General features: G+C 71.6%; 32 protein-coding genes and 1 pseudogene. 9 read left to right on the top strand and 24 right to left on the bottom strand.

What is annotated here, in order from left to right; genetic code table 11:
- Window positions 1–78: 78 nt before the first annotated feature.
- From GPA10_RS24950 to GPA10_RS44085, 19 genes are all read right to left on the bottom strand, one after another.
- Window positions 79–429 (bottom strand): hypothetical protein, encoded by a 351-nt coding sequence (locus GPA10_RS24950; protein WP_246259689.1) that lies wholly within the window; start codon window positions 427–429, stop codon window positions 79–81.
- Window positions 417–593, bottom strand: coding sequence for a hypothetical protein (locus GPA10_RS41780; protein WP_198351696.1), 177 nt, complete (start codon window positions 591–593; stop codon window positions 417–419). Before GPA10_RS41780 ends, GPA10_RS24950 begins: the two co-directional genes overlap by 13 nt.
- Window positions 590–1,708, bottom strand: coding sequence for a hypothetical protein (locus tag GPA10_RS24945; RefSeq protein ID WP_157167462.1), 1,119 nt, complete (start codon window positions 1,706–1,708; stop codon window positions 590–592). The genes GPA10_RS41780 and GPA10_RS24945 overlap by 4 nt, the downstream gene beginning before the upstream one ends.
- On the bottom strand, window positions 1,705–1,935 hold the full coding sequence (locus tag GPA10_RS24940) for a hypothetical protein (protein WP_157167461.1): 231 nt from the start codon (window positions 1,933–1,935) through the stop codon (window positions 1,705–1,707). Before GPA10_RS24940 ends, GPA10_RS24945 begins: the two co-directional genes overlap by 4 nt.
- 93 nt (window positions 1,936–2,028) lie before the next feature.
- Window positions 2,029–2,268, bottom strand: coding sequence for a hypothetical protein (locus GPA10_RS24935; protein ID WP_157167460.1), 240 nt, complete (start codon window positions 2,266–2,268; stop codon window positions 2,029–2,031).
- A gap of 41 nt (window positions 2,269–2,309) precedes the next feature.
- Window positions 2,310–2,936: a hypothetical protein gene (locus tag GPA10_RS24930; RefSeq protein ID WP_157167459.1), complete on the bottom strand. Its 627-nt coding sequence runs from the start codon at window positions 2,934–2,936 to the stop codon at window positions 2,310–2,312.
- Window positions 2,933–3,196 (bottom strand): hypothetical protein, encoded by a 264-nt coding sequence (locus GPA10_RS24925; protein WP_157167458.1) that lies wholly within the window; start codon window positions 3,194–3,196, stop codon window positions 2,933–2,935. The genes GPA10_RS24930 and GPA10_RS24925 overlap by 4 nt, the downstream gene beginning before the upstream one ends.
- Entirely contained in the window at window positions 3,193–3,498 is a 306-nt protein-coding gene (locus tag GPA10_RS24920; protein WP_157167457.1) for a hypothetical protein, read from the bottom strand. The genes GPA10_RS24925 and GPA10_RS24920 overlap by 4 nt, the downstream gene beginning before the upstream one ends.
- Window positions 3,495–3,686: a hypothetical protein gene (locus tag GPA10_RS24915; protein ID WP_157167456.1), complete on the bottom strand. Its 192-nt coding sequence runs from the start codon at window positions 3,684–3,686 to the stop codon at window positions 3,495–3,497. The genes GPA10_RS24920 and GPA10_RS24915 overlap by 4 nt, the downstream gene beginning before the upstream one ends.
- 58 nt (window positions 3,687–3,744) lie before the next feature.
- A complete protein-coding gene (locus tag GPA10_RS24910; protein ID WP_157167455.1) occupies window positions 3,745–5,355 on the bottom strand; it encodes a DEAD/DEAH box helicase in 1,611 nt (536 codons plus the stop codon).
- 358 nt (window positions 5,356–5,713) lie between these two features.
- Window positions 5,714–8,305, bottom strand: a complete 2,592-nt coding sequence (locus GPA10_RS24905) for a bifunctional DNA primase/polymerase (protein WP_157167454.1) — start codon at window positions 8,303–8,305, stop codon at window positions 5,714–5,716.
- A gap of 62 nt (window positions 8,306–8,367) precedes the next feature.
- Window positions 8,368–8,619, bottom strand: coding sequence for a hypothetical protein (locus GPA10_RS24900; RefSeq protein ID WP_157167453.1), 252 nt, complete (start codon window positions 8,617–8,619; stop codon window positions 8,368–8,370).
- An 88-nt stretch (window positions 8,620–8,707) separates the two neighbouring features.
- Window positions 8,708–8,971 (bottom strand): WhiB family transcriptional regulator, encoded by a 264-nt coding sequence (locus tag GPA10_RS24895; RefSeq protein WP_157167452.1) that lies wholly within the window; start codon window positions 8,969–8,971, stop codon window positions 8,708–8,710.
- Window positions 8,968–9,201: a hypothetical protein gene (locus GPA10_RS24890; RefSeq protein WP_157167451.1), complete on the bottom strand. Its 234-nt coding sequence runs from the start codon at window positions 9,199–9,201 to the stop codon at window positions 8,968–8,970. Before GPA10_RS24890 ends, GPA10_RS24895 begins: the two co-directional genes overlap by 4 nt.
- Entirely contained in the window at window positions 9,194–9,463 is a 270-nt protein-coding gene (locus tag GPA10_RS24885) for a hypothetical protein (protein ID WP_157167450.1), read from the bottom strand. The genes GPA10_RS24890 and GPA10_RS24885 overlap by 8 nt, the downstream gene beginning before the upstream one ends.
- A complete protein-coding gene (locus GPA10_RS24880; protein WP_157167449.1) occupies window positions 9,460–9,879 on the bottom strand; it encodes a hypothetical protein in 420 nt (139 codons plus the stop codon). The genes GPA10_RS24885 and GPA10_RS24880 overlap by 4 nt, the downstream gene beginning before the upstream one ends.
- The gene (locus GPA10_RS24875) at window positions 9,876–10,247 is read right to left on the bottom strand and encodes a hypothetical protein (protein ID WP_157167448.1); all 372 of its coding nucleotides are present in this window, start codon (window positions 10,245–10,247) and stop codon (window positions 9,876–9,878) included. The genes GPA10_RS24880 and GPA10_RS24875 overlap by 4 nt, the downstream gene beginning before the upstream one ends.
- Before the next feature lie 79 nt (window positions 10,248–10,326).
- A complete protein-coding gene (locus GPA10_RS24870) occupies window positions 10,327–10,578 on the bottom strand; it encodes a hypothetical protein (protein WP_157167447.1) in 252 nt (83 codons plus the stop codon).
- Complete coding sequence (locus GPA10_RS44085) at window positions 10,575–10,832, bottom strand: helix-turn-helix domain-containing protein (protein WP_425505812.1); 258 nt, start codon at window positions 10,830–10,832, stop codon at window positions 10,575–10,577. The genes GPA10_RS24870 and GPA10_RS44085 overlap by 4 nt, the downstream gene beginning before the upstream one ends.
- A 152-nt stretch (window positions 10,833–10,984) precedes the next feature.
- Here GPA10_RS44085 and GPA10_RS24860 point away from each other — a divergent pair, with 152 nt between their 5' ends.
- The 3 genes from GPA10_RS24860 (at window position 10,985) to GPA10_RS24850 (ending at window position 13,398) form a co-directional block, all read left to right on the top strand.
- Window positions 10,985–11,533, top strand: coding sequence for a helix-turn-helix domain-containing protein (locus tag GPA10_RS24860; protein WP_157167445.1), 549 nt, complete (start codon window positions 10,985–10,987; stop codon window positions 11,531–11,533).
- Window positions 11,534–11,633: 100 nt separating this feature from the next.
- Window positions 11,634–12,053: a hypothetical protein gene (locus GPA10_RS24855; RefSeq protein WP_157167444.1), complete on the top strand. Its 420-nt coding sequence runs from the start codon at window positions 11,634–11,636 to the stop codon at window positions 12,051–12,053.
- Window positions 12,054–12,081: 28 nt separating this feature from the next.
- Window positions 12,082–13,398: a site-specific integrase gene (locus GPA10_RS24850; RefSeq protein ID WP_157167443.1), complete on the top strand. Its 1,317-nt coding sequence runs from the start codon at window positions 12,082–12,084 to the stop codon at window positions 13,396–13,398.
- A gap of 207 nt (window positions 13,399–13,605) precedes the next feature.
- On the opposite strand, the gene sigJ is transcribed toward GPA10_RS24850, so the two are convergent.
- A complete protein-coding gene (sigJ, locus tag GPA10_RS24845; RefSeq protein ID WP_157167442.1) occupies window positions 13,606–14,661 on the bottom strand; it encodes an RNA polymerase sigma factor SigJ in 1,056 nt (351 codons plus the stop codon).
- Between the two features lie 190 nt (window positions 14,662–14,851).
- Between sigJ and GPA10_RS24840 the strand changes: the two genes are divergently transcribed.
- The 5 genes from GPA10_RS24840 (at window position 14,852) to GPA10_RS24820 (ending at window position 19,082) form a co-directional block, all read left to right on the top strand.
- A complete protein-coding gene (locus tag GPA10_RS24840) occupies window positions 14,852–15,325 on the top strand; it encodes a carboxymuconolactone decarboxylase family protein (protein ID WP_157167441.1) in 474 nt (157 codons plus the stop codon).
- A gap of 204 nt (window positions 15,326–15,529) precedes the next feature.
- A complete protein-coding gene (locus GPA10_RS24835; RefSeq protein ID WP_157167440.1) occupies window positions 15,530–16,087 on the top strand; it encodes a YceI family protein in 558 nt (185 codons plus the stop codon).
- Window positions 16,075–16,911 carry an endonuclease/exonuclease/phosphatase family protein gene (locus GPA10_RS24830; RefSeq protein ID WP_198351695.1) on the top strand — a complete coding sequence of 279 codons (837 nt, stop codon included), beginning with the start codon at window positions 16,075–16,077 and terminating at the stop codon, window positions 16,909–16,911. The genes GPA10_RS24835 and GPA10_RS24830 overlap by 13 nt, the downstream gene beginning before the upstream one ends.
- Window positions 16,912–17,146: 235 nt before the next feature.
- Window positions 17,147–17,977, top strand: a complete 831-nt coding sequence (locus GPA10_RS24825; protein ID WP_343041293.1) for a DsbA family protein — start codon at window positions 17,147–17,149, stop codon at window positions 17,975–17,977.
- Between the two features lie 247 nt (window positions 17,978–18,224).
- On the top strand, window positions 18,225–19,082 hold the full coding sequence (locus tag GPA10_RS24820) for an aminoglycoside phosphotransferase family protein (RefSeq protein ID WP_058846441.1): 858 nt from the start codon (window positions 18,225–18,227) through the stop codon (window positions 19,080–19,082).
- Window positions 19,083–19,270: 188 nt separating this feature from the next.
- Here GPA10_RS24820 and GPA10_RS42730 read toward each other — a convergent pair whose 3' ends face one another.
- A complete protein-coding gene (locus tag GPA10_RS42730) occupies window positions 19,271–20,608 on the bottom strand; it encodes an endo alpha-1,4 polygalactosaminidase (RefSeq protein ID WP_198351694.1) in 1,338 nt (445 codons plus the stop codon).
- On the opposite strand from GPA10_RS42730, the gene GPA10_RS24810 reads away from it, so the two are divergent.
- Window positions 20,567–21,052: a GNAT family N-acetyltransferase gene (locus GPA10_RS24810; protein ID WP_058846300.1), complete on the top strand. Its 486-nt coding sequence runs from the start codon at window positions 20,567–20,569 to the stop codon at window positions 21,050–21,052. The genes GPA10_RS42730 and GPA10_RS24810 overlap by 42 nt on opposite strands.
- A 49-nt stretch (window positions 21,053–21,101) precedes the next feature.
- On the opposite strand, the gene GPA10_RS24805 is transcribed toward GPA10_RS24810, so the two are convergent.
- From GPA10_RS24805 to GPA10_RS24795, 3 genes and pseudogenes are all read right to left on the bottom strand, one after another.
- Window positions 21,102–22,508: a GNAT family N-acetyltransferase gene (locus GPA10_RS24805; RefSeq protein ID WP_157167438.1), complete on the bottom strand. Its 1,407-nt coding sequence runs from the start codon at window positions 22,506–22,508 to the stop codon at window positions 21,102–21,104.
- A gap of 214 nt (window positions 22,509–22,722) precedes the next feature.
- Window positions 22,723–23,814, bottom strand: coding sequence for a zinc-binding dehydrogenase (locus GPA10_RS24800; RefSeq protein ID WP_157167437.1), 1,092 nt, complete (start codon window positions 23,812–23,814; stop codon window positions 22,723–22,725).
- A 366-nt stretch (window positions 23,815–24,180) separates the two neighbouring features.
- A pseudogene (locus tag GPA10_RS24795) lies at window positions 24,181–25,374 on the bottom strand (NAD(P)-binding protein); the annotation flags it as partial.
- Window positions 25,375–25,382 lie beyond the last annotated feature (8 nt).

Here is a 25,382-nt window from a genome sequence, read left to right as displayed (position 1 = left end):
GGCCGGTCTCTCCGGCCCCACCGCACCCCCACGGCAACGTTCCATTTGGAACGATGCTGCGGAGGACGGAAGGGCCGGTCAGTGGCCCTTCTGGTAGTCGCGCCACATGCCGCGCAGGACGAGGACGCAGATCGTCAGGGCGACGACGACCAGGCCGAGGACGGCGGCGAGGATCGTCAGGCCGAACACCACGAACATCACCAGGACGACGACCAGGACGAGGGCGAGCAGGCCGAAGCATCCGGCCGCCGCGTAGGTGCCCCACGGGTGCGCCTTGATCGGCTGCTGCGCGGCCGGGGCGGGGTCCTGCTGCTGTGCGGCCTGCTGGGTGGCGAGGACGGCGGCCACGATCCGCAGGACGTCGGTGTCCTGGGCGGCCTCGCGGGCCGCGGCCTCGGCCTTGTCGAGGGCTTCGCTCACAACGTCCACCCCCGCACGGTGCGGGTGAGCCGCGGCCAGGCGAGGACACCGCCGACGGCGACGACGAGCGGGGGCTGCGCGAGGGCGAGGATGGCGATACCGAGGACCAGGTCGAGGAGCGTGGGGACGGCGACCAAGAGACCGAGGAGGGCGCCGAACAGGAAGCGCATCATGCGTATCCGCCTTCCATCGGCGTGGCCGGGGCCGTGCCCTGCTGCCGCTTCGCCTCGCGGGACAGAGCGGTGCGGATGTACGGCTCGGTGACGACCAGGCGCCGGTGCCGGGCGAGATGCTCGGCGATCTCGCGGGCTTTCGCATCCGGTCCCAGAGCGGATGCGGCCTCGACGACGGCGGCCTCGACGGTGACCGGGTGCAGGCCGCTGACCTTGGGCGCATCTGCCGTATCCGGTCGATACACGTCGTGTTGCTCGGGCTGCCGGGCGAGGATGAGGGCCACCTGGACGGCGTCCACGGTGATGCCGTAGTGGCCGAGGATCGCGGCGAGTTCGGCCGGGTGCGCATCGGGGTGCGCATCCGCTGCCAGGCGTACCGCATCGTCTTGGCTCATGGCGGCGAGCTTGCGGGCCAGGATCTCCTCGGCGGTCTCCGTTCGCACGGGCACCGGCTCCGGGCGGGCAGGCTCCGGCGCCGCGGTGAGCATGCCCGCCAGGGCTTCGTCGGCGCCCTGCCGCAGCCGCTTGCGCTGGTCCTCGATGAGGCCGGCGGCCAGCTCGGGGTCGTCGACGCCGATCTGCTCGGCCAGCCTCCAGGACTTGCGCAGCGCGTCCTCGCGGCGGCCCTCGTCGGGGTGCCGGTCGGCGACCGCCCGCTGGTAGGCGAGGCGCTGCACGGCGGTGGCGGTACGGCGGCGGGCTTCGGCGTCGACGCCGGTGGTGTAGATGACGATGCGGCGGGCGATGAGGCCGAGGCCCTCGGCGGCGCCGCACATGGCGAGGGGGGTGGCCGCGTACACGATCTGTTCGGTGAGGCCGTCGGCGACGGCGACGCCGACCAGGGCGGCGGCGGCCGGGGCCAGCCACAGCCCTGCGCGGACGACGCGGGGGGTGGCCTGGCCGAGGAGGGTGAGGGCGAGCATGGTCAGGGCGAGGACGAGGGTGAGGCCCTCTCCTGCGGCGACGACGCCAATGGCGGTCGCTGCCCGGCCGAACTCGGCGATCACGTTGCTGTAGGTGCCGAAGCCTCCGGCGATGCCGACGGCGGCCATCGGCGCGGCGGCGCAGGCGAGCATCCACTTCTGGGGGCCGGTGAGTTCCTTACGCGTGCTCACAGGGCCTCACCCCCGTGGACCGCGGCTGCGGTGCCGATGGCGCGCAGGAGGATGCGGAGGGACTCGCGGAGCGCGCCGTAGGCCTCGGGGTAGGTGAAGCCGTCGCGGCTGCTGTTGCCGTAGGTGTTGAGCATCTGCTGGCCGACGCTCGCGGCGACGGCGAGATTGCTCGGGTCAGGAACGGGGGAACTTGCGGGCGCGTCGAGACGCGCGACATGATCGGTCATGCCGACTCCTGCTCTGATCAGGTAGTTCGGTAGAGGGTCGGGCGGTGCGCGCGCCGGGTGCTCCAACACCCGAGCTGCTGTCCCGGCCCTCGTCTATTCGGTTGTGGCGTCCTTCTGGGACGCCTTCTTGCGCTCGTACTTCTTGATCGACTTATCGACGGCAGTCCAGCTCACTCCACGGTCGCGGGCGACGTCGGCGATCGTGCCGAGTTCGTTCACGCCGTCGAGAAGCGCTTGTGCGCGTCGGTCGGCGGATGCGGATGCGAGTTGGTTGAGCTGCTCCAACAGCCTGTCCTCGTCGCTGATCCGGTCCCGCCAGGGCTTCGGGTCCATCCCCACCACGGTATCCAACTGGGGGGTTTGACACAAGGCCTTCACGCCGCCTCGTCGGGCTGGAAGTGCTGGAGCCGCGCCCAGTCGAGGGCAGTCTCGTAGGCGTAGCCGCACCACCGGCACTGGATCCGGGTCTGGCCCGGCATCCGCCGGATGACGGCCCCGCACACCACGCCTGCGGTGTCGATGGCCACGCAGGTGCCGAGCCGCTGCGAGCGCGGCCTGGGGTCGCCGACGATGGAGCGCGCGGACGTCTCGAGTTCGCGGAGTTCGCGGGCCAGGTCGCCGGCCGCGACGTACTCGGCGGCGATCCAGTCGAGTTCCATGCCCAGCCACCGGCAGTCCGCCGCCAGATCGGCCGGAGGCGGCGGCCCGTGGTGCGGCCAGCGGACGCGCTGCACGTCCACCCGCCACAGGTGCACGACCTGCGCCATGCCCGCGGTGACGATCTCGTCGAGGACGTCCTCGTCGAGCGGCGAGCGGGGGCCGGCCGATCCCCGCGTCGGCACGATGTCGCCGAAGCCGCGGCTGCGCGGCACCAGGCACTGCAGCAGCTCGTCATGGAAGACGGGCAACTGCTGCAGCGTCGCGGCCAGCTCCTCGGTGTGGCGGCGGCACAGATAGCCGTCGGCCAGGTCGCGCTGGCACAGGCCGCAGGTGGCGCTCATCGGCGGGTGCTCTCCTTGATCGGGTCGTAGTTGATCCGGTGCCGGAGTCCTGCCGCCACGGGGTGCACAGCGTCCGGGTGCACCCGTCGGGCGGTCTCGTCGAGTTCGTCGGCCCATTCGTACACCCGCGCGAGGGCGGCCTCGGCCTCCAGCGCGCGCTCCTTCCAGCGGTCCCCGCGTCGCCACCCCCGCGTGGCGTTGTCGTACAGGGCGTCGAGGGCGTCGTCGGTCAGGTCGTCGAGGCGGATGCGGTTGGTCATGCTGCAGTCCCGTGGTCGTAGTGGGCGGCGATGTCGGCGAGGGCGGCGCGCTCGCGGGCGTCGAGCGGGCGGCCGTCCGGCGGGGGCGGGCACGGGCGGGCGGCCAGCTCGGCGCGGCGGGCGGCGACGCGGGCGCGCCGGTCGGCGGCGGCTTCCTCGCGGGCCCGCCAGAAGAGGCAGGCGCTGGCGGTGCCCAGGAGTACGGCCATCGGGCTGTAGCGGGTGAAGAGGACGGGGATGGCGGCGGCGCCGAGGAGCAGGCCTGCGGCGCGGCAGAGGGTGACGTAGCGGCGGCTGGTCACAGGTAGCTCCCTACAGGCCAGACGGTGCGGATGATCTTGCGGCGGATGGCGAGGCTCTGCCCGTAGGTGTCGCTGCTGAAGCGGTACCTGCGCAGACGGCGCGGCCAGAGCGTGCACCGGCAGGCGTCGGTCTCGGCGGTGGCGGGGATGAAGTGCCCGCGCACGCAACGGCGGGTTCGGGTCTTCACGAGTTCCTCCGTGATCTGATGGGTGGAGGGCCGGTCCTGGTAGCAACAGGCCCGGCCGTCACGCGGCGGCAGGAAGGATGAGCTGGCCGAGGACTTGGCCGACGCGGCCCTGGTCGATGAGATCGGCGACGTCCCCGGCCGTGCTGCCGCGCGGCACCGCGATGCCGAGGCGACGACATAGGCCGAGTTGCTTCGCGCTGGGCTGGCTACGCCTCCACCGGGCCTCCCGCGCGACGAACGCCTGGGGCGCCAAGACCTTGGCCTGCTGCTCCAGCCACGCGAGTGCCTCCGGCAGGGGCCGGGCCACGTCTTCCGTCGGCCCGTGCACGCCGTGCGTCTGCGTCCACCGGCGCATCCGGTACAGGCGGGTGCCGGGGTCGCGGACGAGGAACAGGAACATGGCGCCGGTGAGACGGATGAACCAGGTGCCGTCCTCGGTGCGCAGCCACCGGATCGCGCTGCTGCCGAACAGGTTGATCTCCTCGGCCTCGACTCGGGCGGCGAGCGCGCGGCGCTTCTCGGAGGCCACGTGCTCCTCGGCCACCTGCTTGAGCGTCTTGCCCTCCTCGGCCTGGCCGATCTCGCGTGCGGTGAGGTCCACCATCGACGCCAGCTTGTGGCGGGACGCAGCGCCCATCACGTCGAGCAGCAGCGCGTCCGTCTTGCCGGGGGCCGGCCGCAGACCACGGCCGACCATCTGCACGTACAGGCCGGGCGACTTGGTGGGGCGAGCGACCACGACGCAGCTGGTGTGCGGGGCGTCGAAGCCCTCGGTCAAGAGCATCGCGTTCGTAAGGACCTGGATCTCGCCAGCTTGGTACCGGGCGAGTGTGTCCCGGCGGCCCTCCTTGGCCATGTCGCCCCACACGGGGGCGGCGGTGATGCCGACCGTGCGCAGCGATTCGGCGGCGGCCTGCGCGGTGGCGACGGTCGGGGTGAAGACGACGCCGGGCCGCTCGCTGGCGTGGTCGACGTAGGCCTTGGCGATGGCGTCGAGGGCGCCCGACTCCTCGAGGGCTTTCCCCAGCTGGCCGTCGACGAGGTCGCCGCCGCGGGTGCGCACCTTGTTGAGGTCGAGGGTGTCGACGGTGATGGCCTTGCCGCGGACGTCGCACAGGTAGCCGTCGCTGATCATGTCGAGGATGTCGAGGCGGAAGACGACGTCCTGCCAGACCTCGGCGAGGCCGCCGTCGGTGCGCGTCATGGTCGCTGTGAAGCCTGCGACGGGGGTGCCGTCCCAGGCGCCGAAGTGGGCGAGCACGTCCATGTAGGAGCGGGCGGCGGCGTGGTGGCACTCGTCCACGATGATCAGGCCAACGTCGCGGATGGCCTCGCGGCGGCGCGGCACAGCCAGGGTCTGCACTGAGGCCACGATCACGTCGGCGTCATGGTGCTGGTCGCGCTGCGCCTTCACGATGCCGACGCGCAGCATCGGGTCCACGGCCAGCAGCTTGGAAGCGGCCTGCTCGATCAGCTCCTCGCGGTGGGCGATGACGAGCACGCGGCGGCCGCCGAGGCTGTCGAGCATCTGGTGGGCCAGGTGGGAGAAAACGACGGTCTTGCCCGCGCCGGTCGGCAGGACGACGGCCAGACGGGTCCGGCCGTCCGCCCATCCCTGGCGTAGCGCCTCGATGGCCTCGAGCTGGTAGGGGCGTGGCGTGAAGGACATGGTCACCTCGATTCGGTTGCTGGGCTGTTGCGGGGAGTGCGGGGACTTGGCGGGAGCCCTGCGGGGACTTCCCAGCGGTCTTGGGGTGGTGCTGATCAGCGGGTTTGCGGGGACGCGGGGACTTGCGGGGACTTTGGAAATCCCTTGATGTCGGAGGACTGCTGGAACGTCGTGCGATGACGTGCGGTGCATGTGACACGCGATGCACGTGGGAGGCGCGCGCTATGTGTGGGGGAGAGGCGACCGCCCGCACCTCCCCGCCTCCCCGCATCAGCGCAGGTGGTCCCGGGTGCGGGGACCTGCGGGACTCCCCGCACAGGTCCCCGCGGACTCCCCGCAGTCCCCGCAAACGGCCCGGTCACGATTCGTGCCTTCCGGTGCCGCGGTCCTCGTGGACGTCGACGCGCCACAGCTTCTGCTTGCGGTGGCTGTCGACGACCATGACGACCTTGTGTGTGCCGAAGTAGCGGCCCTGGCGGGCCTTCAGCCAGATGCCGAGCTGGTTGGCGCTCGGCAGCTCGTCGCCCTTGCGCGGCACGTGGTTGGGCAGGCCCTGGATGAGTGCGCCGGTGGCCAGGGGTTCGGCGCCGTAGGTCTGGCGCCACATCTCCAGGAAGAGAGCCCACTCCTGCAGCTCGTCGTCCTGGTCCAGGGCTTCGTTGCGGTCGGCCATCCAGCCCTCGACGCCGAGGAAGCCGAGCAGCCCAGCGATGATGCTGGCCCACTCGCTGTAGTCACCCTTGCGGACGCGGACGGCGGGGGCGCCTGCCGCGATCCAGGACCGGACGAGGGTGACGAGTGCGGCGACCAGCGTGGAGGCGTTGTGGCGCAGCCACGGGCGGAGGTCGCCGACGGTGAACCCGTCGCGCTGATCCGGGTCAGGGCAGTCGGGGTCGAGACGGACCCACATCACGCGGCGCCTGTTGTCCCCGCCGGTGCGCAGCGCGTTGCCGGTGACGATCCAGAGCCGGTCGTTGGGCATGGTGACCTTGGAGGTGGCGCCCAGGACGCGGTCGCCCCATACCTCCGAGGTGAGCAGTGCGCTCAGCACGGGGGACTTGATGACCGAGCCGTTGGGCAGGTTGTCGAGGACCACGACGGGTTGGCCGGTGCCGTACAACTGGGTCGTGATGCTCTTGCGCAGTTCGGTGTCGTTCTCGGGCCAGGCGGTGTCGGCGATGCCGTAGCAGTGTCGGAAGATGTCTTTGAGCAGGGACTTTCCAGACCCGGCCGCCGTGGCGGTGATGACGAACATCGGGGTGGGGCCGTGGAAGTACGGCCGCAGGATGGGCGTGAGCAGGGCGCCGACGTAGTGAGCGCGGTCGCTGGCGGCGACCCAGGGGAAGTCCTGCAGCACCTGCTCGAGGACGATGCTCTTTGCCCGCTCCAGACTGTCCTTCGTGACCTGCGGAGCGAGGCGCCGCAGGGGCACGCGCGGCTCGAGGTAGAGGCCCGTCGCGCGGTCGTAGCCCAGGGAGTCGAGCAGGCTTCCGTCGGGGCGGATCACAGGGGAGGTGACGACGCCGCGCAGTACCGGCAACGGCCAGTCCTTGCGGCCGAGGATCGTGGAGCAGCTCTTGGGCATGAGCAGTTCCCGCTCCTCTTCCTCCCGCTCGGTGAGCGGGTTGCGCTTCACGACGAACGACGTGACGTGGTCGGCGAGGTAGGCGCGCAGGTTGTCGGCGGCCAGCTGCTTCACCACGGGGTCGTCGTTGTCGTCGCGGTAGACCCAGCAGGGGCCGCCGGACCGCTTGTACAGGTCGGGCAGGCGGCCGTCCTTCATGAGCTGCAGGACGCCGTCGATGCCGTCGGCCTCGTTGGTGATGTCCAGCTCAGGGCGCGAGGAGACAGAGCGCAGCTGCGGTCCACCCTCGAACCCCTCCTGCGTGTCCGGCGCGTGCTCGGCGTCGAGCGCGGAGGAGCCGTCGGCGAAGTGCTGGGCGGGGACGGAGGACAGGCGTCGGCGGGGAGCCTCGGTGCCGTAGCCGCGCCCGCGCAGCTCGGCGGCGGCCCGCTTGAAGTGCTCGGCGCTGGTGCCGCCCTGGGTCAGGTGGGTGTACGCGGCGAACTTGTCGTAGGGCGTCTCTGCTTCGAACGTTGTCGAGGTGGTGAAGACGTACAGCCGGTCGCGGTCTGCGGCGTGGCCGGTCGTCGCTGAGATTCCTTGGTTCTTGCCCTTGCGGCGCCAGTACGTCGTGTTGCCGCGCGTGAAGAGCGGGTCGAACTCGTCGCCGATGATCTCCGGCCAGTCCGTGCGGGCCTCGTAGTCATCGCCCGGCCGGACGCCGCCCTCGGGAAGCTCGCGCTTCGGGCGGGGTGCGGTCTTCGCCTTCTCCTCGCGGGGCATCGCGTCGACCATGTGACAGACGGCGTGCACCGCTTCGAGCATCTCGGCGTTGATGGTCGGGATGCTCTCGGGCCCACCGGCCAGGCGGACGTACGGGCGCCCGGAGGCGTGGACGGAGCCGCCCGACGGCTCCACCAGTCCGTAGCCGCCCTCGCCGCGCGTCTCGATGAGGACGCGCACGATCTTCGAGTTGGGCTTCTCGGCGAGGCGCTGCCGCTCTTCCGCGGTGTACTCGTCCTCGCGGGCGAGGCGACTGGCCAGCTTCTTGTTTCCGGCGACACCGCCCTCGACGCGGACCCGGTAGTGCACACCACCGGAGGGAGACTGGCTCGCCCACCCGGTGGTGATGCTCTGCCAGACCTCGCCGAGGCCGGAGCCCTCCATGATCTCGGTGACCTCGTCGAGGACGCCGTCACGAACGGCGAGGCCCTCGAACTCCAGCATCTCGACGGCTCCGGAGACGCCGCCGTAGACCACGGCGATGCCGCGGGAGGGGGAGCCGTCGAACCACTGGTCGTGTTCTTCGGGGGTGCTGCGGGTGACTTTGTACCGGAGCCAGGGCAGGGCCGGCTTCTTGCTGCCGTCGGCCTTGATGGGCAGCACGCACAGGCCAGCGTCGTGTAGCTCGCGGGCTGCCGCCCGGAGATCTGGAGTCCGTGTGTCGGTCAACGCTGCTCCCCGTGGTACCGGGCGAGGTGCTCGGTCTTGATGGTGCGGACGAACTCGGGGATGCCGCCGTCGTGTACGGGACCCTCGCGGCGCTGGGGGCAGCCGGTGCGATAGCAGTCGTAGCGGGCACGGCGGTTGTCGAAGTCGACGACCAACAAGCCGTCGATCTGCTGGGGCGCGGCTGTGGGCCCCGGGGTGTCCCGGGCCCGAGGAGCGGCGAGGGGCCTGGTGTCGGTGGCGTCCGCCACGGTGGCGCCCTTTCTGTCGCGGAACGGGTGGTGAGGTGGTCCGCCCGCCGCCGCGGGAGTCGTCGCGGCGGCGGGCGGTGCGTAGGGGCTACTCGTGCTTGCGGAGGCGGCCGCGGTCGCGGGCGGTGGTGCCGCCCCAGATGCCCTGGATGTCGGGCCGCGCGAGGGCGTAGGCGAGGCAGTCGTCACGGACGGGGCAGGCGGCGCAGATGCGCTTGGCTTCGCGAACGGGCTTGTCGACGGCCGGGTGGAAGAGGTCGGGGTCGGTCTGGGCGCACAGGGCGTCGGTCTGCCAGCCGGGGCGGGGCCCGGCGGCCGGGGCCGAAGCCCCGGCGCGCACGGTCGTCTTCATCCCGCACCACCACCGGTGATCGTGGGCGTGTAGGTGCGGCGGCCGTTGGCCTCGACCGCGCGGAGGAGCCCGCGCCGGTGCAAGGCGCGCAGGTCCTTCCTCGCGGTGTTGCGGTGGCAGCTCCACGGCGTGGTGGCCAGGAGCTGCTCGGCGCGGCCGGTGGAGATGGGGCCGGGCTCGCCCTGTATGGCGAGGAGGAGCCAGCCGCGGCGGGTGATCTGCTCAGGCATCGAGTTCCTCCTCGGCGTCGTCGGCCTCGCGCTGCTCGCAGTCCGGGCAGCCGCAGTAGGTCCACGAGCCGTCGATGAACTCGGCGTGGCAGTCGCCGTCGCCGTCCTCGTCGGCGCCGTGCTCGGCCGCGCGGGCCCGCTCCTCCTCGAGGGCGCGCTCCTCGTCGGCCGCGTCCAGGCGCAGCTCGGCGTCGCGCTCGTACTCGGCGAGTTCGTCGGCGCTCATGACGTCGGCGTTGGTCATGCCGTCGTAGTCGCTCATGAGCGGCGGTCCTTCCCGGTGACGAAGATCCGGACTGCGCCGCGCTGGACCGTGGAGGCGAGGGCCTCGACGACGTCCGCCTGGTCCGAGCGCTCCGTACCGCCGAGGCCCCGGATCTCGCGCGCCTTCTGGCGGAGCCAGGCGACGACTTCGGCCTGCGCCTCGGCGAGCACGAGGGCGCGGAAGGTGTCGAGTCGCTGGTCGAGGGCGGCCGTCACGTCGGGGCCGAGGGCGTCGACCATCGCGTAGAACGGCTCCCTGCCCTCACCGACGGGCGCGGGCAGGGCGGCGGGGCAGGGCGACTGGAGGAGCTGGGCGGCGTCGAGGGCGCAGGCGAGGCCGGTCGCGGTCTGGGTGCCGGCCGTCTGCGCGGCGTGGATGACGTCCGCCGCGGCGGTCACGAGGCGCGTGTTCACGCGGTCACCCCGGCAACCTGCTGCGTGGTGGCCTGCTTGTACGTCAGCGGCACACCGAAGCCGGTGATCTCGACGTCGACACCGCGGCACCGGCCGACGGCCGACAGCCACGTGTACCCGGGGGATGCTACGAGGACCACGTCGGCGGGCGCGATGCGCAAGCAGGTGCGCCACTGCTCGAAGTCCTGCGGGGAGTCGAACTGCAGCTCCAAGCGGACGGGCCCGCCGAACGGCCGGGTGTGGATCGTGATGTAGCCGCCGGGCAGGGAGCCGAACATCTCGACGAGCGTGGCCAGGGCCTCGACGGCGGGACGCTGCTCGCTCAACGGCGGGATGCTGCGGGCGGGCTGGGTAGTGTGTTCGTTCACGGTGACCTCGATCTCTCTGGTTGGTTGAGGTGGGCCGAGGGGTCGCGATCGGGTGGAGCCGACGCGGCCCCGCGTCGTGTCAGGCGATGGGGGCGACGGCGTTGCGCTCGTTCTCCCGGCGCAAGTCGTCGGCGGTGAACGTGATGCGCCCGCCGTCCAGGTGGTGCCAAATCTGGCGCTGGTTGCACTTCCGCCGCAGAACGCGGGCGCTCGTGTACGGCAGCAGCTTCTTTGCGACGACCTCCTCCGGCGACCACCGACGCATTTCGGCCTCGATGTCGGAGTGGGTGCGGCGCCTCGGGGGCGGCGTCTTCGTGGCCTTGGCGGTCACGGCGTCTCCTCAGTGATGACGTCGACAGGTACGCGTAGCGCTGTGGCAACCCGTCGGACCTGCTGCTCACCGGGCTCGCGAACGAGCCCCCTCTCCAGGCGGGAGAGGTAGCCCCGGTTGAGGCCGGTCTCGGACTGGAGGGCGCGGATGCTCATCCCGCGAGCCTCGCGAATGGCCCGAATTGCTTGTCCTTTGGGTCTCACGCTTGCAATGCAAGCGCACTTTGAGGACCAGTGCAAGCACTCTGCTTGCATTTACTGCTTGTTTCGCAAGCAGGCGTGAGCGTACGTACCGTGACGGAGGGGGCGACGTGCAACCAGATGGCCGTAATGTGAGGGTTGAGTCGCAGGTCAGTGCCTTGAATCCGAGCTACCGGCGTGCAACCCATGCGGCATGATGGTGAGCTATGACCACACAGGACTTCGTGCGGCTAGGTGCCGAGCTGAAGGAAGCGCGCGAGCGCATGCGGCCGCGCGTCTCGCAGCCAGGAGCCGCTGAGGCCTTGGGTGTCAGCCGCAGCACCATTCAGAAGATCGAGAATGGCAATGCCGCACAGGTTTTCGTCACGACAGTGCGCGCGTACGTGCGCTTCGTGGGGTGGACCGACGACTCGTACGAGCGCGTCTTGGCGGGTGGGGATCCAACGCCCGTGGACGGCGGACAGCAGACTTCAGTCGAGCAGGCCGCAAGCGACCTGCTTGAGGAAGAGGCGAGCCCGAGGGCGGGGCTTGGCTTGTCGCCCACCGTCGAGTACGAGCTGCGGTCCAGCGAGACGCTCGAATCCACGGTGATCAATCTTGGCCCCGACGAAGACGATGGCCACATCATCGTGGTTCTGCAGGGGAAGAAGGGTGCCACCCCTGAAGAGGTGCAGCGCGTAGCAGAGCGTTACCGCCGGGTGCGTCGGCACCTTCAGGTCGTGGCCACGGATGCTGACGAGGTTGCAGACTTATAAGCAGTTCGCGCACGACCCGTGCGCAAATCCTGTGCGTGTGGTTCGATGCACAGACCGTCACCGTGAGGGGGGCACCGCACGGCGGATCGGGGTACGACGCATGGAACTAACGATCAAAGTGAAACGATACGGCGGGCGCTACTTCGCGCCGTACATCACGGACTTCGCCAACGATGTCGAGGCGGGGTGCGTGTTCCACATGCACGAAACAGACATCACGGAGGCGGGCGCGCCTGCGTTCGCGGACGCACTTACGCAGCAGGCTCGTCGGTGGCGGCCGCGTCCGCCGGACGCGCCACGCGGCCCGCGCATCCCCATCACCATGGAGCTGCGCGAGCACATGGACGACGAGCGCGAAGCGATCGTGGTTAACGACCGGGCCGACGGCATTCAGTACGTTGTGCGCGCCGATCTAATCAAGAAGCACGCGGGGGACGTCATTACGCGCAGCCAGTCCGAGCGGTCGCCGGACTGGATGCGGACGCCCGCACGGTACGTCGTGCACGCCAAGGTCAGCTGACAGCGACGCGTAGCCGGAGGGGGGTCTCATGGCGTACGCAGAGAAGGTCTACAAGGTCCGCGGCGGGAAGCAGACCAAGCAGTTCACGTGGCGGTGCAAGTACAAAGCCCCAGTCGGTCACACTCCGGCCTGGCTGACGGAGCCTGGTTTTCCGACGAAGCGAACGGCGGAGGAGTGGGGGGCCGAGCAAGAGGCGGCCATCCGGGCGGGTGTCTGGATCGATCCGAAGAAGATGCGGACTCCGTTCGGGGAGTTCGCGAGGATCTTCATGGCCGCGCGGCAGAAGCGGGGCCGGACGAACGGCACCCGGTGGGATCTCCTCGAGGGGCACATCTTCCCGAAGTGGGAGCACACGCCGCTCATGACCGTCACCTGGTTCGACGTCGACACCTGGCAGATGGGCATCAAGGACAGCACCAAGGCGGGCCACTGCGTGTCCCTGATGAGCACGATCCTCACGGGCGCAGTCGATGCCAGGTACCTCGTCATGAACCCTCTGGCGGGGCGGCGCCGGACACGCCCCACGGTCACGGTCCCGAGCGCGAGGCCGCAGCGGTCCGACGAGGAGAAATGGGCCAGGGCCGAGGTGGTCTTGAGGGTCGCCGACCGACTCGGGCCCGCCGTCGGCCTGCACGTCCTGACAACGGCGTTCACCGGGCTCAACTGGGGGGAGTCCACTGGACTGCACCGGGACTACGTGCTGCTCACGCGCCGCCAGGAGCACGAGGGCGGGACGTGGGAGTGCCCGGTCATCCGCGTGGTGCAGGAGCTGGCCGAGTACACCAAACGGGCTCCCGACGGGACGAAGCTGGGCCAGGTCCTCGGCCTCGAGCCGCCGAAGAACGAATACCGGGAGCGCGACATCGACGTGCCGCCGTTCCTCGCCGAGCTGCTGCGCGCGCACCTGGACGACTGGCCGCACGACTTCGTCTTCTCCACGCCCGACGGGAAGTTCTGGCGTAACAGCAACTTCTCCCGGCGCCAGCTGCGGCCCGCGGCTGACGGGCGGGACGCCCTGCCCGCCGTGCGGGGGCACGCCCCGCGGGAGAAGTGGGAGCCGATCCAGACCGGGCTGACGATGCGGGCCCTGCGGCACAGCCACGACACCTACCAGGACCAGATCGGCGTGCGCCCGGCGCTGGAGTTCGAGCAGGCCGGCCACAAGCGGCCGGGCATCAAACGGATCTATCAGCATCCGACCGTGGAGATGCGCAAGGAAAGGCTCGACGGATTGCAGGAGATCTACGAGCGGGCGATGCGTACCCTGGGATGGCGGACCCTGTGGGGCCGCGTGGACCTGAAGAAGCACCCGGCAGACGCGATCTCCCAAATAGCTCCTAAATGATCTCCAGTTAGCCGAGATCACGGAGCAGTTGCCAGGTAGAGAACACGAAGAGGGCCCCGTAGCCACGCTCTTGTAAAGCGAAGGTCGTCGGTTCGAATCCGACAGGGGGCTCGGAGCAGTACACGACCGAAGGCCCTGCCGTCCGTGCGGACGACAGGGCCTTCGGTGTTGTTGGCGTTCGCGGCGTTCGCCACGCCGCCGGTTGTCTCAGCCCGCCGTCCAGGTCCGGAGCTTCTCCGGGTTCCGCACCGCCCAGAGGCGGGTGATCTTCTCGCCGGAGAAGTCGAACGCCAGCACCGACACGGTGACGCCGTCCTCCTGGATCACCAGGCCGGGCTGGCCGTTGACCGTGCGCTCCAGGACCTTCTGGTGGCTGAGCTTCGCGGCGAGCGCGCTCATGTAGCGCACGATCTCCGTGCTGCCCTCGATGGGGTGGGGCACGGCGGCGGCCAGGCCCCCGCCGTCCGCGAGCGCCGTCGCCCCGGGGTCGAGGAGACCGATCAGGGCCTCGATGTCCATGGCCTGCCACGCCTGCTTGAAGTCCCTGACGAGGGCCGCGCGCCGGGACGCCGTGGCGGCGGGCGCCGCCGGACCTGCCGGGGAGTGGGACGCGCGCATGCGGCGGCGGGCCGACGACGCGAGCTGACGGCAGGCCGCCGGGGTCCGGCCGACGATCTCGCCCACTTCGGCGAACGAGTAGCGGAAGACGTCGTGCAGGATGAACGCCACCCGCTCGGCCGGGGTCATCGAGTCCAGGACGACGAGGAACGCCATGTTGACCGACTCGTCGAGCGTGACGCGGTCGGCCGGGTCCGCCGGTTCGACGGACCGGCCGCCCGGCCGCCCCCCGGTCCACTCCGTGCGGTCGGGCAGCGGCTCGGGGAGCCACTCGCCCACGTAGTTCTCGCGCCGCATCCGCGCCGAGCGGAGCTGGTCGAGACAGATGCGGCTGGTCACCCGTGACAGCCAGGCGCCGGGGACCTCGATGGCCTGCCGCGCCTGCGGGGACATGGCGTACCAGCGGACATAGGCCTCCTGTACGACGTCCTCGGCGTCGGCCAGGGAGCCGAGGAGGCGGTAGGCGAGGTCGATCAGCCGGGGCCGCTCGGTCCTGAGGATGCTCAGGGTCTGGTCCTGGCGGCTTTGGGGCCGGTCCCGGCTCAGGGGCCCGTCCTGGTGGCTCAGGGGCCGGTCCTCGTGGCCGTCGGTCTGCTGCGGCGGGTTCGGGGCGTCGGCTCGTTCCGGCCGGTTCGGGGTGGTCATGGTGCGGGTGCTCCCTTGGCTGCGGCTGCCGTCACCCGTACGACGAGACAGCCCGCCGGAATGTGATGTCGCCGGGCCGCGGGCGGGGCGCCTCACATTCCGGCGGGCTGTCTCGTCGACCTTCCAGACGCGCGTTTCTCAGCACTTTCACCGCATTCACCACTTTCACCGTCACCGCAAGGAGATCGCCATGGACCACCGCCTCGACTTCGCCAGCAGTCCCGTGTCGGGCAGCGCCCTGAAGCACCTCGCCGCGGCGGGCAGGACGGTCGCCGAGTCCACCGTGCCCGCCGCCACGCTGGAGCTCGCGGCCCTCCGCATCAGCCAGATCAACGGCTGCGGCTACTGCGTCGACATGCACACCAAGAACGCCGTGCACGCCGGCGAGGACCAGCAGCGCCTGAACCTGGTCGCCGTCTGGCGCGAGGCCACCGTCTTCACCGACGCCGAGCGGGCCGCCCTGGCGCTCGCCGAGCAGGGCACCCGCATCGCCGACGCCGCCGGGGGCGTCCCCGACGAGGTCTGGGCCGACGCGGCCAAGCACTACGACGAGACCCAGCTCGGCGCCCTGGTGACGGCCATCGCCGTCCTCAACGCCTTCAACCGTTTGAACGTCATGACACAGCGGCCCGCGGGCGACTACCAGCCCGGCCAGTTCGGCTGACCGGCCCCCCGGCCCGGGGCGGGCGGGACCGCGTGCCGCGGCCGCCCGCCCGCCCCGGGCACCCGACGGAGTTCCGCGCCCCCCTCGGGCCTCCCTTTGCCCCCCCCGGGCCCCCCTCTGGCCCCCCTTTGCCCCCTGTCCCTCTCTATCCCTCTCTGTCCCTCTCCGCTCTCGTCTGCACGCGTCCCTCCAGGAGTGACCCCCATGTCCACCGCCTCCAGACTCAGCGAGCTGACCGGCGACTACGTCTTCGACACCGCCCGTACCCGGATCGCGTTCGTCGCCCGGCACACCCTGTCCACCAGGGTGCGCGGGCAGTTCGACGCGTTCACGGGCGGCGCCCACCTGGACGGCGACCAGCCGTCGGCGTCCCACGTGTGGCTCACGGTCCAGGCCGCGAGCATCCGGACGGGCAACCGGCAGCGCGACGCACTGCTGCGCGGCAAGTTCCTCGACACGGACGCGCACCCCACGCTCGGCTTCACCTCGACGGAGGTGGCGCAGGTCGACGACGCCCACTACAAAGTCACCGGTGATCTCTCCGTACGCGAGGTGAACCGGCAGGTCACCCTGGACGCCGTGCTGACCGGCAGCGAGAGCGACGCGCACGGCGGGCTGCGGGTCGACTTCAGGGGCGGTGTCACCGTCCACCGCAAGGACTGGGGCGTGGACTGGAACGCCGCGACCACGCTCATGATCGCCTCGAAGGTGCTCCTTGAGTTCGACGTCACCGCCATCCGGGGGGCCACGTGCGCGTCCTGACCCTGAACGTGTGGAACAGCCGCGGCGACGCCGCCGCGCGGACCGCGGTGATCAACGAAGGGCTGCGGCAGTACGAGCCCGACCTCGTCGCCCTCCAGGAAGTCCTGCCCGACCAGCTTCCCGAACTGCTCGACGGCACCGGACTGCACGGCACCCACCAGGCGCAGACGGCGGCGACCCAGCCGCCGTACGAGGACCGGTACGGCGGGACGGCCGTCGCGACCCGGTGGCCGCACCGCGTAGCCGAGGCCCTCGACCAGCGGGGCGTCGACGCGCCCGACCTCCCATGGCTCACGCTGGCGGTGCACGTGCCGCTGCCGGACCTCGGCGACGTGCTGTTCGTCGCGCCCACGACATCGTTCAGGCTCGACGCGGAGGCACAGCGGGAGCGGCAGGTGCTCGCCCTGAGCGACCTCGACGCCCGGCACCGGACGGCCCTGCCCACGATCATGGCCGGGGACTTCAACGCGGACCCCGACACGGCCGGCATCCGCTATCTGACCGGCAGGCAGTCCCTGTCGGGGCGCAGCACGCACTTCCACGACGCGTGGGAGATCGCGGGCGAGGGGCCGGGGCACACCTGGTCCGCCGACAACCCGAACGCGGCCGAGGACATCGAGCGGCTCGTACGCCAACCCGGCCACCGGCGCCGGATCGACTACGTCTTCGTCGGCTCCCCGCACGCCCACCCGACGGCCTTCGCGCGGGTGCGCGGCGCCGGGACCGCCTTCGACAAGCCCGTCGACGGGGTGTGGGCGAGCGACCATTACGGGGTTGTCGTGGACCTGGAGATGGGGCTGCTTCCGGCCCTTCCGGCCGGGTAGGCCGCCGTCGCCCGGGGCCGTGCGCGGGGCTTCAGGCGCCGCGGCCCGAGCGGCCGCCGATGAGAGTGCCCCCACCGCTTCCTGTGCTCATGGGGCCGGACGTTACTTTGAGCTGTACGCGGCGGAAAGCCGGGTGGGGGACGGGAAGTGTGGAGGACGGTTCATGGTCGTACGCAGGTCCGTACGCAGGTCTGTAGGTAGGTCCGTACGCAGGTCCGTACGCAGGTCTGTATCCGTGAGCAGGACCGGGCGGGGCGGCGCGGCCTCGGCGGCCGTCGTGCTGCTCGGAGCGCTGGTGGCCGGGTGCGGTGGGGGCGGCGACGACGGCAAGGACTGGACGGGGTTGCCGAAGGGGTCGGCGTCGGTGGACGGGGCCGCTCCGGGGGAGTCTTCGGGCTCCTCGGGTTCCTCCGGCTCCTCGGACGGTTCCGGGGCTCCTTCGCCCTCCCAGGACCCCGCCGACGTACCGGAAGCGAAGGCTCCGCCCGCCTCCGTGGGCCTGCTCGCCGGGGTGCCCGCGTCGGTGCGGGGCGGCGTGATCACGCTCGGCAAGGCGGGGGCGAAGCACACCGTCAAGGTGTACGAGGACCCGCGCTGCCCCTTCTGCAAGAAGTTCGAGGAGGGCGGCGCACAGGCCCTCGTGCGGCCGCTGGCCGCGGGGAACGTGAAGGTCGAGTACACGATCGCCTCGTTCCTCGACCGGAACTTCGGCGGCAGCGGCTCGGCGAACGCCGCGAACGCCCTGCGTGCCGCCGTCGGCACGGGCAAGTTCGCGGCCTTCCACTCCGCCGTCTTCACCAACCAGCCGGAGGAGAGCGAGGACGCGTTCACGCCCGCCTTCCTGCTGAAGATCGCCGACACGGTCGGTCTGCGCGAGACCGCGTTCCTGGACGCGGTCAACGGCAACAGGTACAAGAGCTGGGTCCGCACCGCCATGGACGCCTTCACCTCCGACGGCATCTCCGGGACGCCGACCGTCGTCGTCGACGGCAAGAAGGCGCCGAGCGACTCGCTGTACAGCGAGACGTCGTTCGGGAAGGTGCTCGACGAGGCGGAGATCTCCTAGGCCTCGACCGTTCCGGGGAGGGGGAGGGGACGACGTACGGGGCCCCGGATGCGCCCCTGGCCGGTGGCCGGACGACGTACGGGGTGCCGGTCGCCCCTCGCCCGGTGGCCGGACGACGTACGGAGTGGCGGACGCGCCCCGCCGCCCCGTGGCCGGAATTAATCGGAGGTGCGGGCGGCGGCCCGTGGATAGGGTCGCCCGCGTGATCGACATCCAGATCCCGGACGAGCTGATCAAGTCGCAGTACATGTACGCGGGCGAACCGGGCCGCGAGTTCATCGCCGCACTGCCCGCGCGCGTCGCCGAGTTCGTCGACCGCTGGGAGCTGAAGGTCGTCGGGGACTCCATGTACGGCATGGCGGCGCTGGTGCTGCCCGTCGAGCGCGGCGACGGGAGCCCCGCCGTGGTGAAGTTCCAGATCCTCGACGAGGAGACGGAGGGCGAGCCCGTCGCGCTGCGCGTGTGGAACGGCGACGGCGCGGTCCGGCTGCTCGACTACGACGACGCCACCGGCACGATGCTCCTCGAACGCGCGCTGCCCGGCGCGGTGATGACCACGGTCGCCGAGCCGGGACGCGACGAGACCCGCAAGGCCGTCGTCCTCCTCGCCGAACTCCTCGCCCGTCTCACCTCCGTGCCCGCCCCACCCGGTATGCGCACCCTCGGTGACATCGCCGGGCAGATGCTCGACGACACCCCGGCCGCCCTGCGCGCCCTGACCGACCCGGCCGAGCGGGCCCTGATCGCGCGGTGCGCCGACGCCGTCCGCGAGGTCGTCGGCGAACCCGGTGACCGGATGCTCCACTGGGACCTGCACTTCGACAACGTCCTCGCGTCCGACCGCGAACCGTGGCTCGCCATCGATCCCAAACCCCTCGCCGGCGACCCCGGCTTCGACCTGTGGCCCGCCCTGGACAACCTCTTCGACGCCGACGAGGTGTGCTGGCGGTTCGACGCCATGACCGAGATCCTCGGCCTGGACCGGGAGCGGGCCAAGGCCTGGACCCTCGGCCGGGTGCTGCAGAACGCCCTGTGGGACATCGAGGACGGGCGGGCGCCGGCCGCGGACCATGTGGAGGTGGCTCGGCGGTTGCTCGGGCGGTGAGGGGCGGCTTCGGGCCGCATGTTCCGCGGTACGGATGCTCGGGCGGTGAGGGGCGGCTTCGGGCCGCATGTTCCGCGGTACGGATGCTTGGGCGGAGCGGGCTGCTTCGGGCCGCGTGCTTCGCGGTACGGATGCTCGGGCGGTGCGGGGAGGTTTCTGGCGGGTGCGGTCCCTAGGGTGTGCGGCTTCTAGCGGGTGCGGGGCGGCTTCTGGCCGCACGCCCTGCGGTACGAACCCGTTGGCGGCTCGCCCTTGATCAGGCCGTCGAGTCCGTGCCGCGCCTGCGTACGGCACGCCGCCGCCGGACTGCCCACCGACCCCCGGTAGTCGACGGCGAACACCGCCTTGCCCGCCGCGACGAACGGTTCCAGCTCACCGCACTCGTCGAACTCCACGCACTCCTCGGGCAGCGCCCAGTCGAAGGAGTCCACCAGCCGCGCGGCCGTCCCCGGTTCGTTGTGGCCGTTCTTCATGCCGACGGACAGCCCGCGCGCGTGTGCCTGCCGCGCGACCTCGCGGTACCAGGAGAGCTGGTCCGCGAGCGGTACCCGGAAGCCCGGGTCGTTGCCGCGCGGATTGTTCTGGTCCGGTTCCACCCCGTCGCAGCCCATCCGTTCCGCCAGGTCGAACCGCGCCCACACCGCCTCCGCGAACGCGCCCCGCGAGCCCTTGCGGATGTCCAGCCACCGCTCGCCCTCCCACCCGGTGTCCCAGCCGACCACGGAACCCGCCGCCGGGGCGTGCGGCCTGTTCGGGATCGCGCCCCGCCGCTCCTCGTGACCGGGGAAGCGGGCCGCGTCCGGGCGGTAGTGCTCGTACGCGCCCGTGTCGACATAGCAGATCACCACCGGACGCGGACGGCGCGCGTGCAACTCGTCGATCCTCCCGGCGAGCGGTCCCGCGGGTACGTCGATGACCGTGCCGTCGTCGTAACGGAGCTCGGAGCCCTCCGGCGCCAGGTCGAAGAGGTCGATGTCGTACATCTGGCGGTGCGCGGAGAGGTCGTAGGGCTCGCTGATCTGCCAGTCCCAGTCCGTGATCTCTCCTGGCTCGGGGGCCCACCAGGCGGGGTCGGTGGAGTCGTCCGGGGTGGGGGCGGTGGAACTGTCCGGGGTGGAGTCGGCGGGGGTGTCCGGGGTGGGGTCGGCGGAGGTGCTGTTCGCCGCAGGGGCGTCGGGGGCGGTGTCTCCCGTCGAGCAGCCGGGGGTGGCGAGTGCGGCCAGGAGGAGCAGGGCGGCGGTGAGACGGGCGACTGTCGGGCGGGGGGAGGTGGGACGCGTGCCGGTCGGACGAGGGGCGGTCGGACGTTGAGCGGTCGGACGAGGGGTGGTGGGGCGAGGGGAGGTCGGACGAGGGGCGGTGGGGCGAGGGGAGGTCGGACGAGGGGCGGTGGGGCGGGAGGTGGTGGGGCGGGAGGTCGTGGGACGGGTTGGGCTGCGGTGGCGCGGTTGACCGGGCGCAGCGGCCTGTGGCTTGCTGCGCTCATGATTCGTAGCGCCACTCCCGATGACATCCCCCTCATCCACACCATGGTCCGTGAGCTCGCCGAGTACGAGAAGGAGCCGCACGAGGCCCGCGCCACCCAGGAGCAGCTGCACGACGCGCTGTTCGGCGAGCGGCCCGCCGCGTACGCCCACATCGCTGTGGACGACGCGACGGGCCGGGCAGTCGGTTTCGCCCTGTGGTTCCTGAACTTCTCCACCTGGCGCGGCGTGCACGGCATCTATCTGGAGGACCTGTACGTACGCCCCGAGGCGCGCGGCGGCGGCCACGGGAAGGCGCTGCTGCGGGAGCTGGCCCGGATCTGCGTCGAGCGGGGATACGAGCGTCTCGAATGGTCCGTACTGGACTGGAACGCTCCGTCCATCGCGTTCTACGAGGCGTTGGGGGCGCGCCCGCAGGACGGGTGGACGGTGTACCGGCTGACGGACGGTGCGCTGGGGGAGCTCGGACGGAAGCCGGGCGCGTGAGGGCGCGCCGACCGTCCGTCGGCCGCGCGGTGGCGGGTTCGGGCGGCCGTCAGAACTCGTCCACCGTGTGCGGAAGGCGCTCCGTCCACAGCGCCGCGTCCAGGGCCGCCGCCGCGCCCGGGGTGTGCTCCGTGGCCAGGCCCGCCCGGACCACCGAGGTCAGCCGGGTGGTGCCGCCCAGATAGGCGGCGGCGAGGTCGCGTACGTCGACGGTGAGGTCGGCGGGGGCGGTGGTGCGCTCGTACGTCGTGGTGGCGGGGTCGGCCGCCGGGGCTGCGGCTGTGCCGACAGGGGCTGCGGCTGTGTCGGCCGGGGCTACGGATGTGCCGGCCGGGGTGTTGGGCGTGGCGGCCCGTGGCACCGTCAGGCGGAAGCGGCCGTCGTTCGCCGGGAGGTGCGCGTCCCGTACCTCCAGGACGAGGTCGGCGGGCGCGGCCCAGGAACGGGCACGGAGCGCGGCCCCCACGTCGACGAGCCGCAGCCACAGCGCCGGGAACTGTCCTGTCACCCGGACCTGATCGCGGTCCGCGGCGAACAGGAGCAGCGGGTCGTCCAGGGGGCGGCCCCAGGCCCGGATCAGGCCCGTGAGGTCGATGTCCGCGAGGTAGCGCCACAGGGTGGCGGCGGCCTGCGGGGTGTCGGCCTCCAACTCGTCGAGGCGTACGAGGCCGGGGGCGTCGTCACGGGACTTGGTGCGGTAGACGGCGTAGCCGGTGATGCCCTGCTGGGTGTTGGCGGTGTCGGCGTGTCGGACGTCGGCCTGTGGGCGGTCGGTCCGTGGTTCGAGGACGACGATGCGTGGCGGCGACAGCTCGTCGTCGTCCTCGTCCTCCGTGACCAGCCACTCCTCGCTCCACCACGCCTGGTCACGGGCGATGCGCCCGCCGCGCTCGGCCCGCGTACGGTCGTAGTACGGGCCGATCAGGGCCGGGGCGTCCGCCGGGTCGACGAGCCGCAGCAGACCGTCGTCCGGAGTGATGCGCAGCGCCAGCGGACGCTCGGTGTGGACCTCGACCGTGTTCCCGTGCGTGGCCGTGCCGAAGCCGAACCGGCCGTAGATCACATCCTCGGAAGCCCACAACGCCGCCACCGGGACATCGTCCGCCGCGCACTGCTCGTACAGCTTCGCGATCATCCCGGAGAGCACCCCGCGGCGCCGGTGCGTCGGCGCCACGGAGACGAAGGTCAGGCCGGGGCAGCGGAGTTCGCCGCCGGGCACGGAGACGGTGAACGGGTGGGCGACCAACAGGCCGACGAGGACGTCCCCGTCGTACGCGCCGATACGATCGCAGTCGCGCAGCAGATCGTGGTGGTGCTTGCGCTTCTCCTCCTCCGGCGTCTCGTGGAAGACGAGGTACGCCAGATCGAGAGCGCGGTCGATGTCGGCTTCGGGGATGGGGCGGACGGTGACGGAACCGGCAGGGGGTGCGGGGCGTGCAGGGTGGGCGGAGTCCATATAACGGACGGTAGTTCGCTTATGTCGCACGGGCATCTGGTTTTCTGCATGCCGTGCGGCGGTTCCCGGCCAGGTCCGCCCTTCGGCCCCCCCCTGGGGCGTCCTGCGCCCGTCCTGCGCCCACCCTTCGCCGGTCCTGCGCCTGCCCTTCGCCGGTCCTGCGCCTGCCCTTTGCTCGGCCTGTGCCGCCTTGTGTCGCCCTGTGCCTGCCTCCTCAAGGGATCAGGACCACCTTCCCGGAGGTTCCCCGGGATTCCAGCGCCCGGTGCGCGGACGCCGCCTCGGCCAACGGGAAGCGTTGCACGGTGGGCGTGAAGTACCCACCGGCGTACGCCCGCAGCGCCGCGAGTTCCAGGACCCGTATGGGGTTCTCGCCGCCCGCCTTCGCCAGCATCGCCGGGCCCAGCGGGTTGATCTGCGTGATGCCGCGCGCCGCGCGCTCCTCCTCGCCGAGTTCCACGGGTCCCTCCTTCGCCGACCAGCCGAACGTCACGTGGACGCCGCCTGCCCCCAGCAGCTCAACGGCGGCCCGGCCCGTCGCCCCGCCGACCCCGTCGAGCACGTGCGTCGCTGACACCTGCTGGCCAGCACCGAGCCCCTCAGGCCCCTCAGGTCCCTCAGGTCCCTCAGGTCCCTCAGGTCCCCCATGCTCCTTGACCCCTGTAGGCCCCTCAAGTCCCTTGAGGAACGTACGCACCACCTCCGGCCACCCCGCCTCGGTGTAGTCCACCGCCAGGTCCGCCCCTCCGGCCCGCACCCGCGCCACCTTCGCCTCCCCGCCCGCGAGCCCCACGACCGTCGCCTCGGCGTGCTTCGCGTACTGCACCAGCAGCGTCCCGATCCCGCCCGCCGCCGCCGGGACCACCACCACCGAGCGCCCGTCGAGCTCCACGAACTGCAGGATGCCCATCGTCGTACGTCCCGTCCCGATCAACGCCACCGCCTCCGCGAAGTCCAGGTCCTCGGGCAGTTCGTGCAGCCGGGCCACGTCCGTCACGGTCAGCTCCGCGTATCCACCGGGTGCGAAGCCGATGTGCGCGACGACGCGCTTGCCCAGCCAGTCGGCGTCCACGCCCGCGCCGACGGACTCGACGGTCCCGGCGACCTCGCGGCCGGGGATCGTCGGCAGCGCGGGCAGCTCCGGTGCGGGGCCCTTGTCGCCCTGGCGTATCGCCGTGTCGAGGAGGTGGACCCCGGCCGCGGCGACGGCGATCCGCACCTGGCCCGCCTCCGGCTTCGGGTCCTCGACCGTCTCGTGTACGAGGTTCTCGGCGGGGCCGAAGGCGTGGAGGCGGATGGCGTGCATGGGGGCTCCTTGTGAGTGGGGCGGGCGCGGTCGAGCGCAGTCGGACGCGGTCGGGCGCGGTCGAGCGCACCGGGGTGGGCGCGACCGGCCGGCGGGCCCGACCAGTCGGCTCGGGACCGCACCCACTCTCCAACCTCAAGCAGACTTGAGGTCAATCCATGGAGCGGGCTTTCCGTCAGACGACCGCCCAGCCACGTCCTTGCCGTCGGCCTCGGCCCCGGCCTCGGCCCCGGCCCCGGCCTTGGCGTCGGCCGCGGCGTGGGCGTGGGCGGGGGCGCGGGAGTCGGCCTGGGTGTGGGAGCCGGTCCGGGTGTGGGCGCCGGTGTCGTCGGTGTCGTTGGAGCCGCCGAGGCCGCCGAAGCCACCCCGCGAGGTGAGTGCCAGCGTCACCGCCTCGATGGCGCTGTTGAACGACACCTCCGAGAGCAACCCTGGCGCCGCCACCTGGTCGCCCGCGAGATACACGCCCTCGCCACGGTTCACGGACGGCCGGTCGCGCCAGGTGGTGCCGGGCCGGTCGAGCGCCCCCGTACGGCCGTTCGCCACCGCCGCACGCCGCCACGTCACACGCTCACGCCAGTCACGGAAACCGAGATCGAGCAGATACTCGGCCCGCGCCACCCCGTCCGCCTTCGACTCCTCGGGACCGATGGGAATCTGCGCCTGAATGAGCTGCTCACCTGCGGGGGCGAGCGTGCGGTCCTGAGCGGTGAACCGCTCGACCCACCCCGTGGCATCCAGGTCCGACAACGCGAACAAATCACCCCGCCGGGTCCGCAACGCCACATCCACCAGCGCCGTACGACCGCTCTCCCAGCGCAACGTGTCGTCCCCCAACAGCCGCCGCGCCGCGTCGAGCGACGTCGCCACCACCACCGGGCCCCGGTCCGCGAACTCCGTGACGTCGTCCACCCTGGCGAGCGTCTCCACCCGCACCCCCAGGTTCCACGCCATGGCCGCCATCCGATCGATGACCGCCCCCCAACCACCCACCGGATAGTGCGCCTCCGGCGGCAACTTCGCCGCCCTCCGCAACCGCGTGTGCACAAACCGCGCCGACAGCGAACCGGGGTCATGGTGGAACAACGCCACCGCCGAGTAGTGCGCCGCAGCCCGCGCGCCCTCTTCACCCACCAGCGCGCCCGCCCAGGTCGCAAAGTCCACATCCACGGGCGCCTGCTCCGGAGCCCTCCGCAACAACCTGAGCATCGCCAGCGGCGGCATACGCCGCAACGCCCCATGGTGATGCAGACGCAGCCGTGTGCCCTCCATCGGCGGGATCGGCGCGAGGTCCCCGATGAGCCCCCGCTGCTTCAACCACGTCCAGTGCGGCCCACCGTTGTACAACGCGTGCGGCCCCTCATTGGTCCGGTACTCCTCATCCGCCGTACGAGCCCGCCCACCCAATGTGTGATGCGACTCGTACAACGTCACACGCGCCCCGGCCTCCGCCGCCGTGATCGCGGCAGTCAGCCCGGCGAAGCCGCCGCCGACCACCGTGAGGTGCGGTTGCGGACGGCCGGAGGAGTGGGGTGCGCGGGTGGCTTGGGCGCGGGCCATGGCGGCCT

This window comes from Streptomyces typhae, assembly GCF_009755605.1.
GTDB classification, from domain to species: Bacteria; Actinomycetota; Actinomycetes; order Streptomycetales; family Streptomycetaceae; genus Streptomyces; species Streptomyces typhae.
Note: the sequence above shows the minus strand (reverse complement) of the source record. Positions and strands in the feature narration are given on the sequence as shown.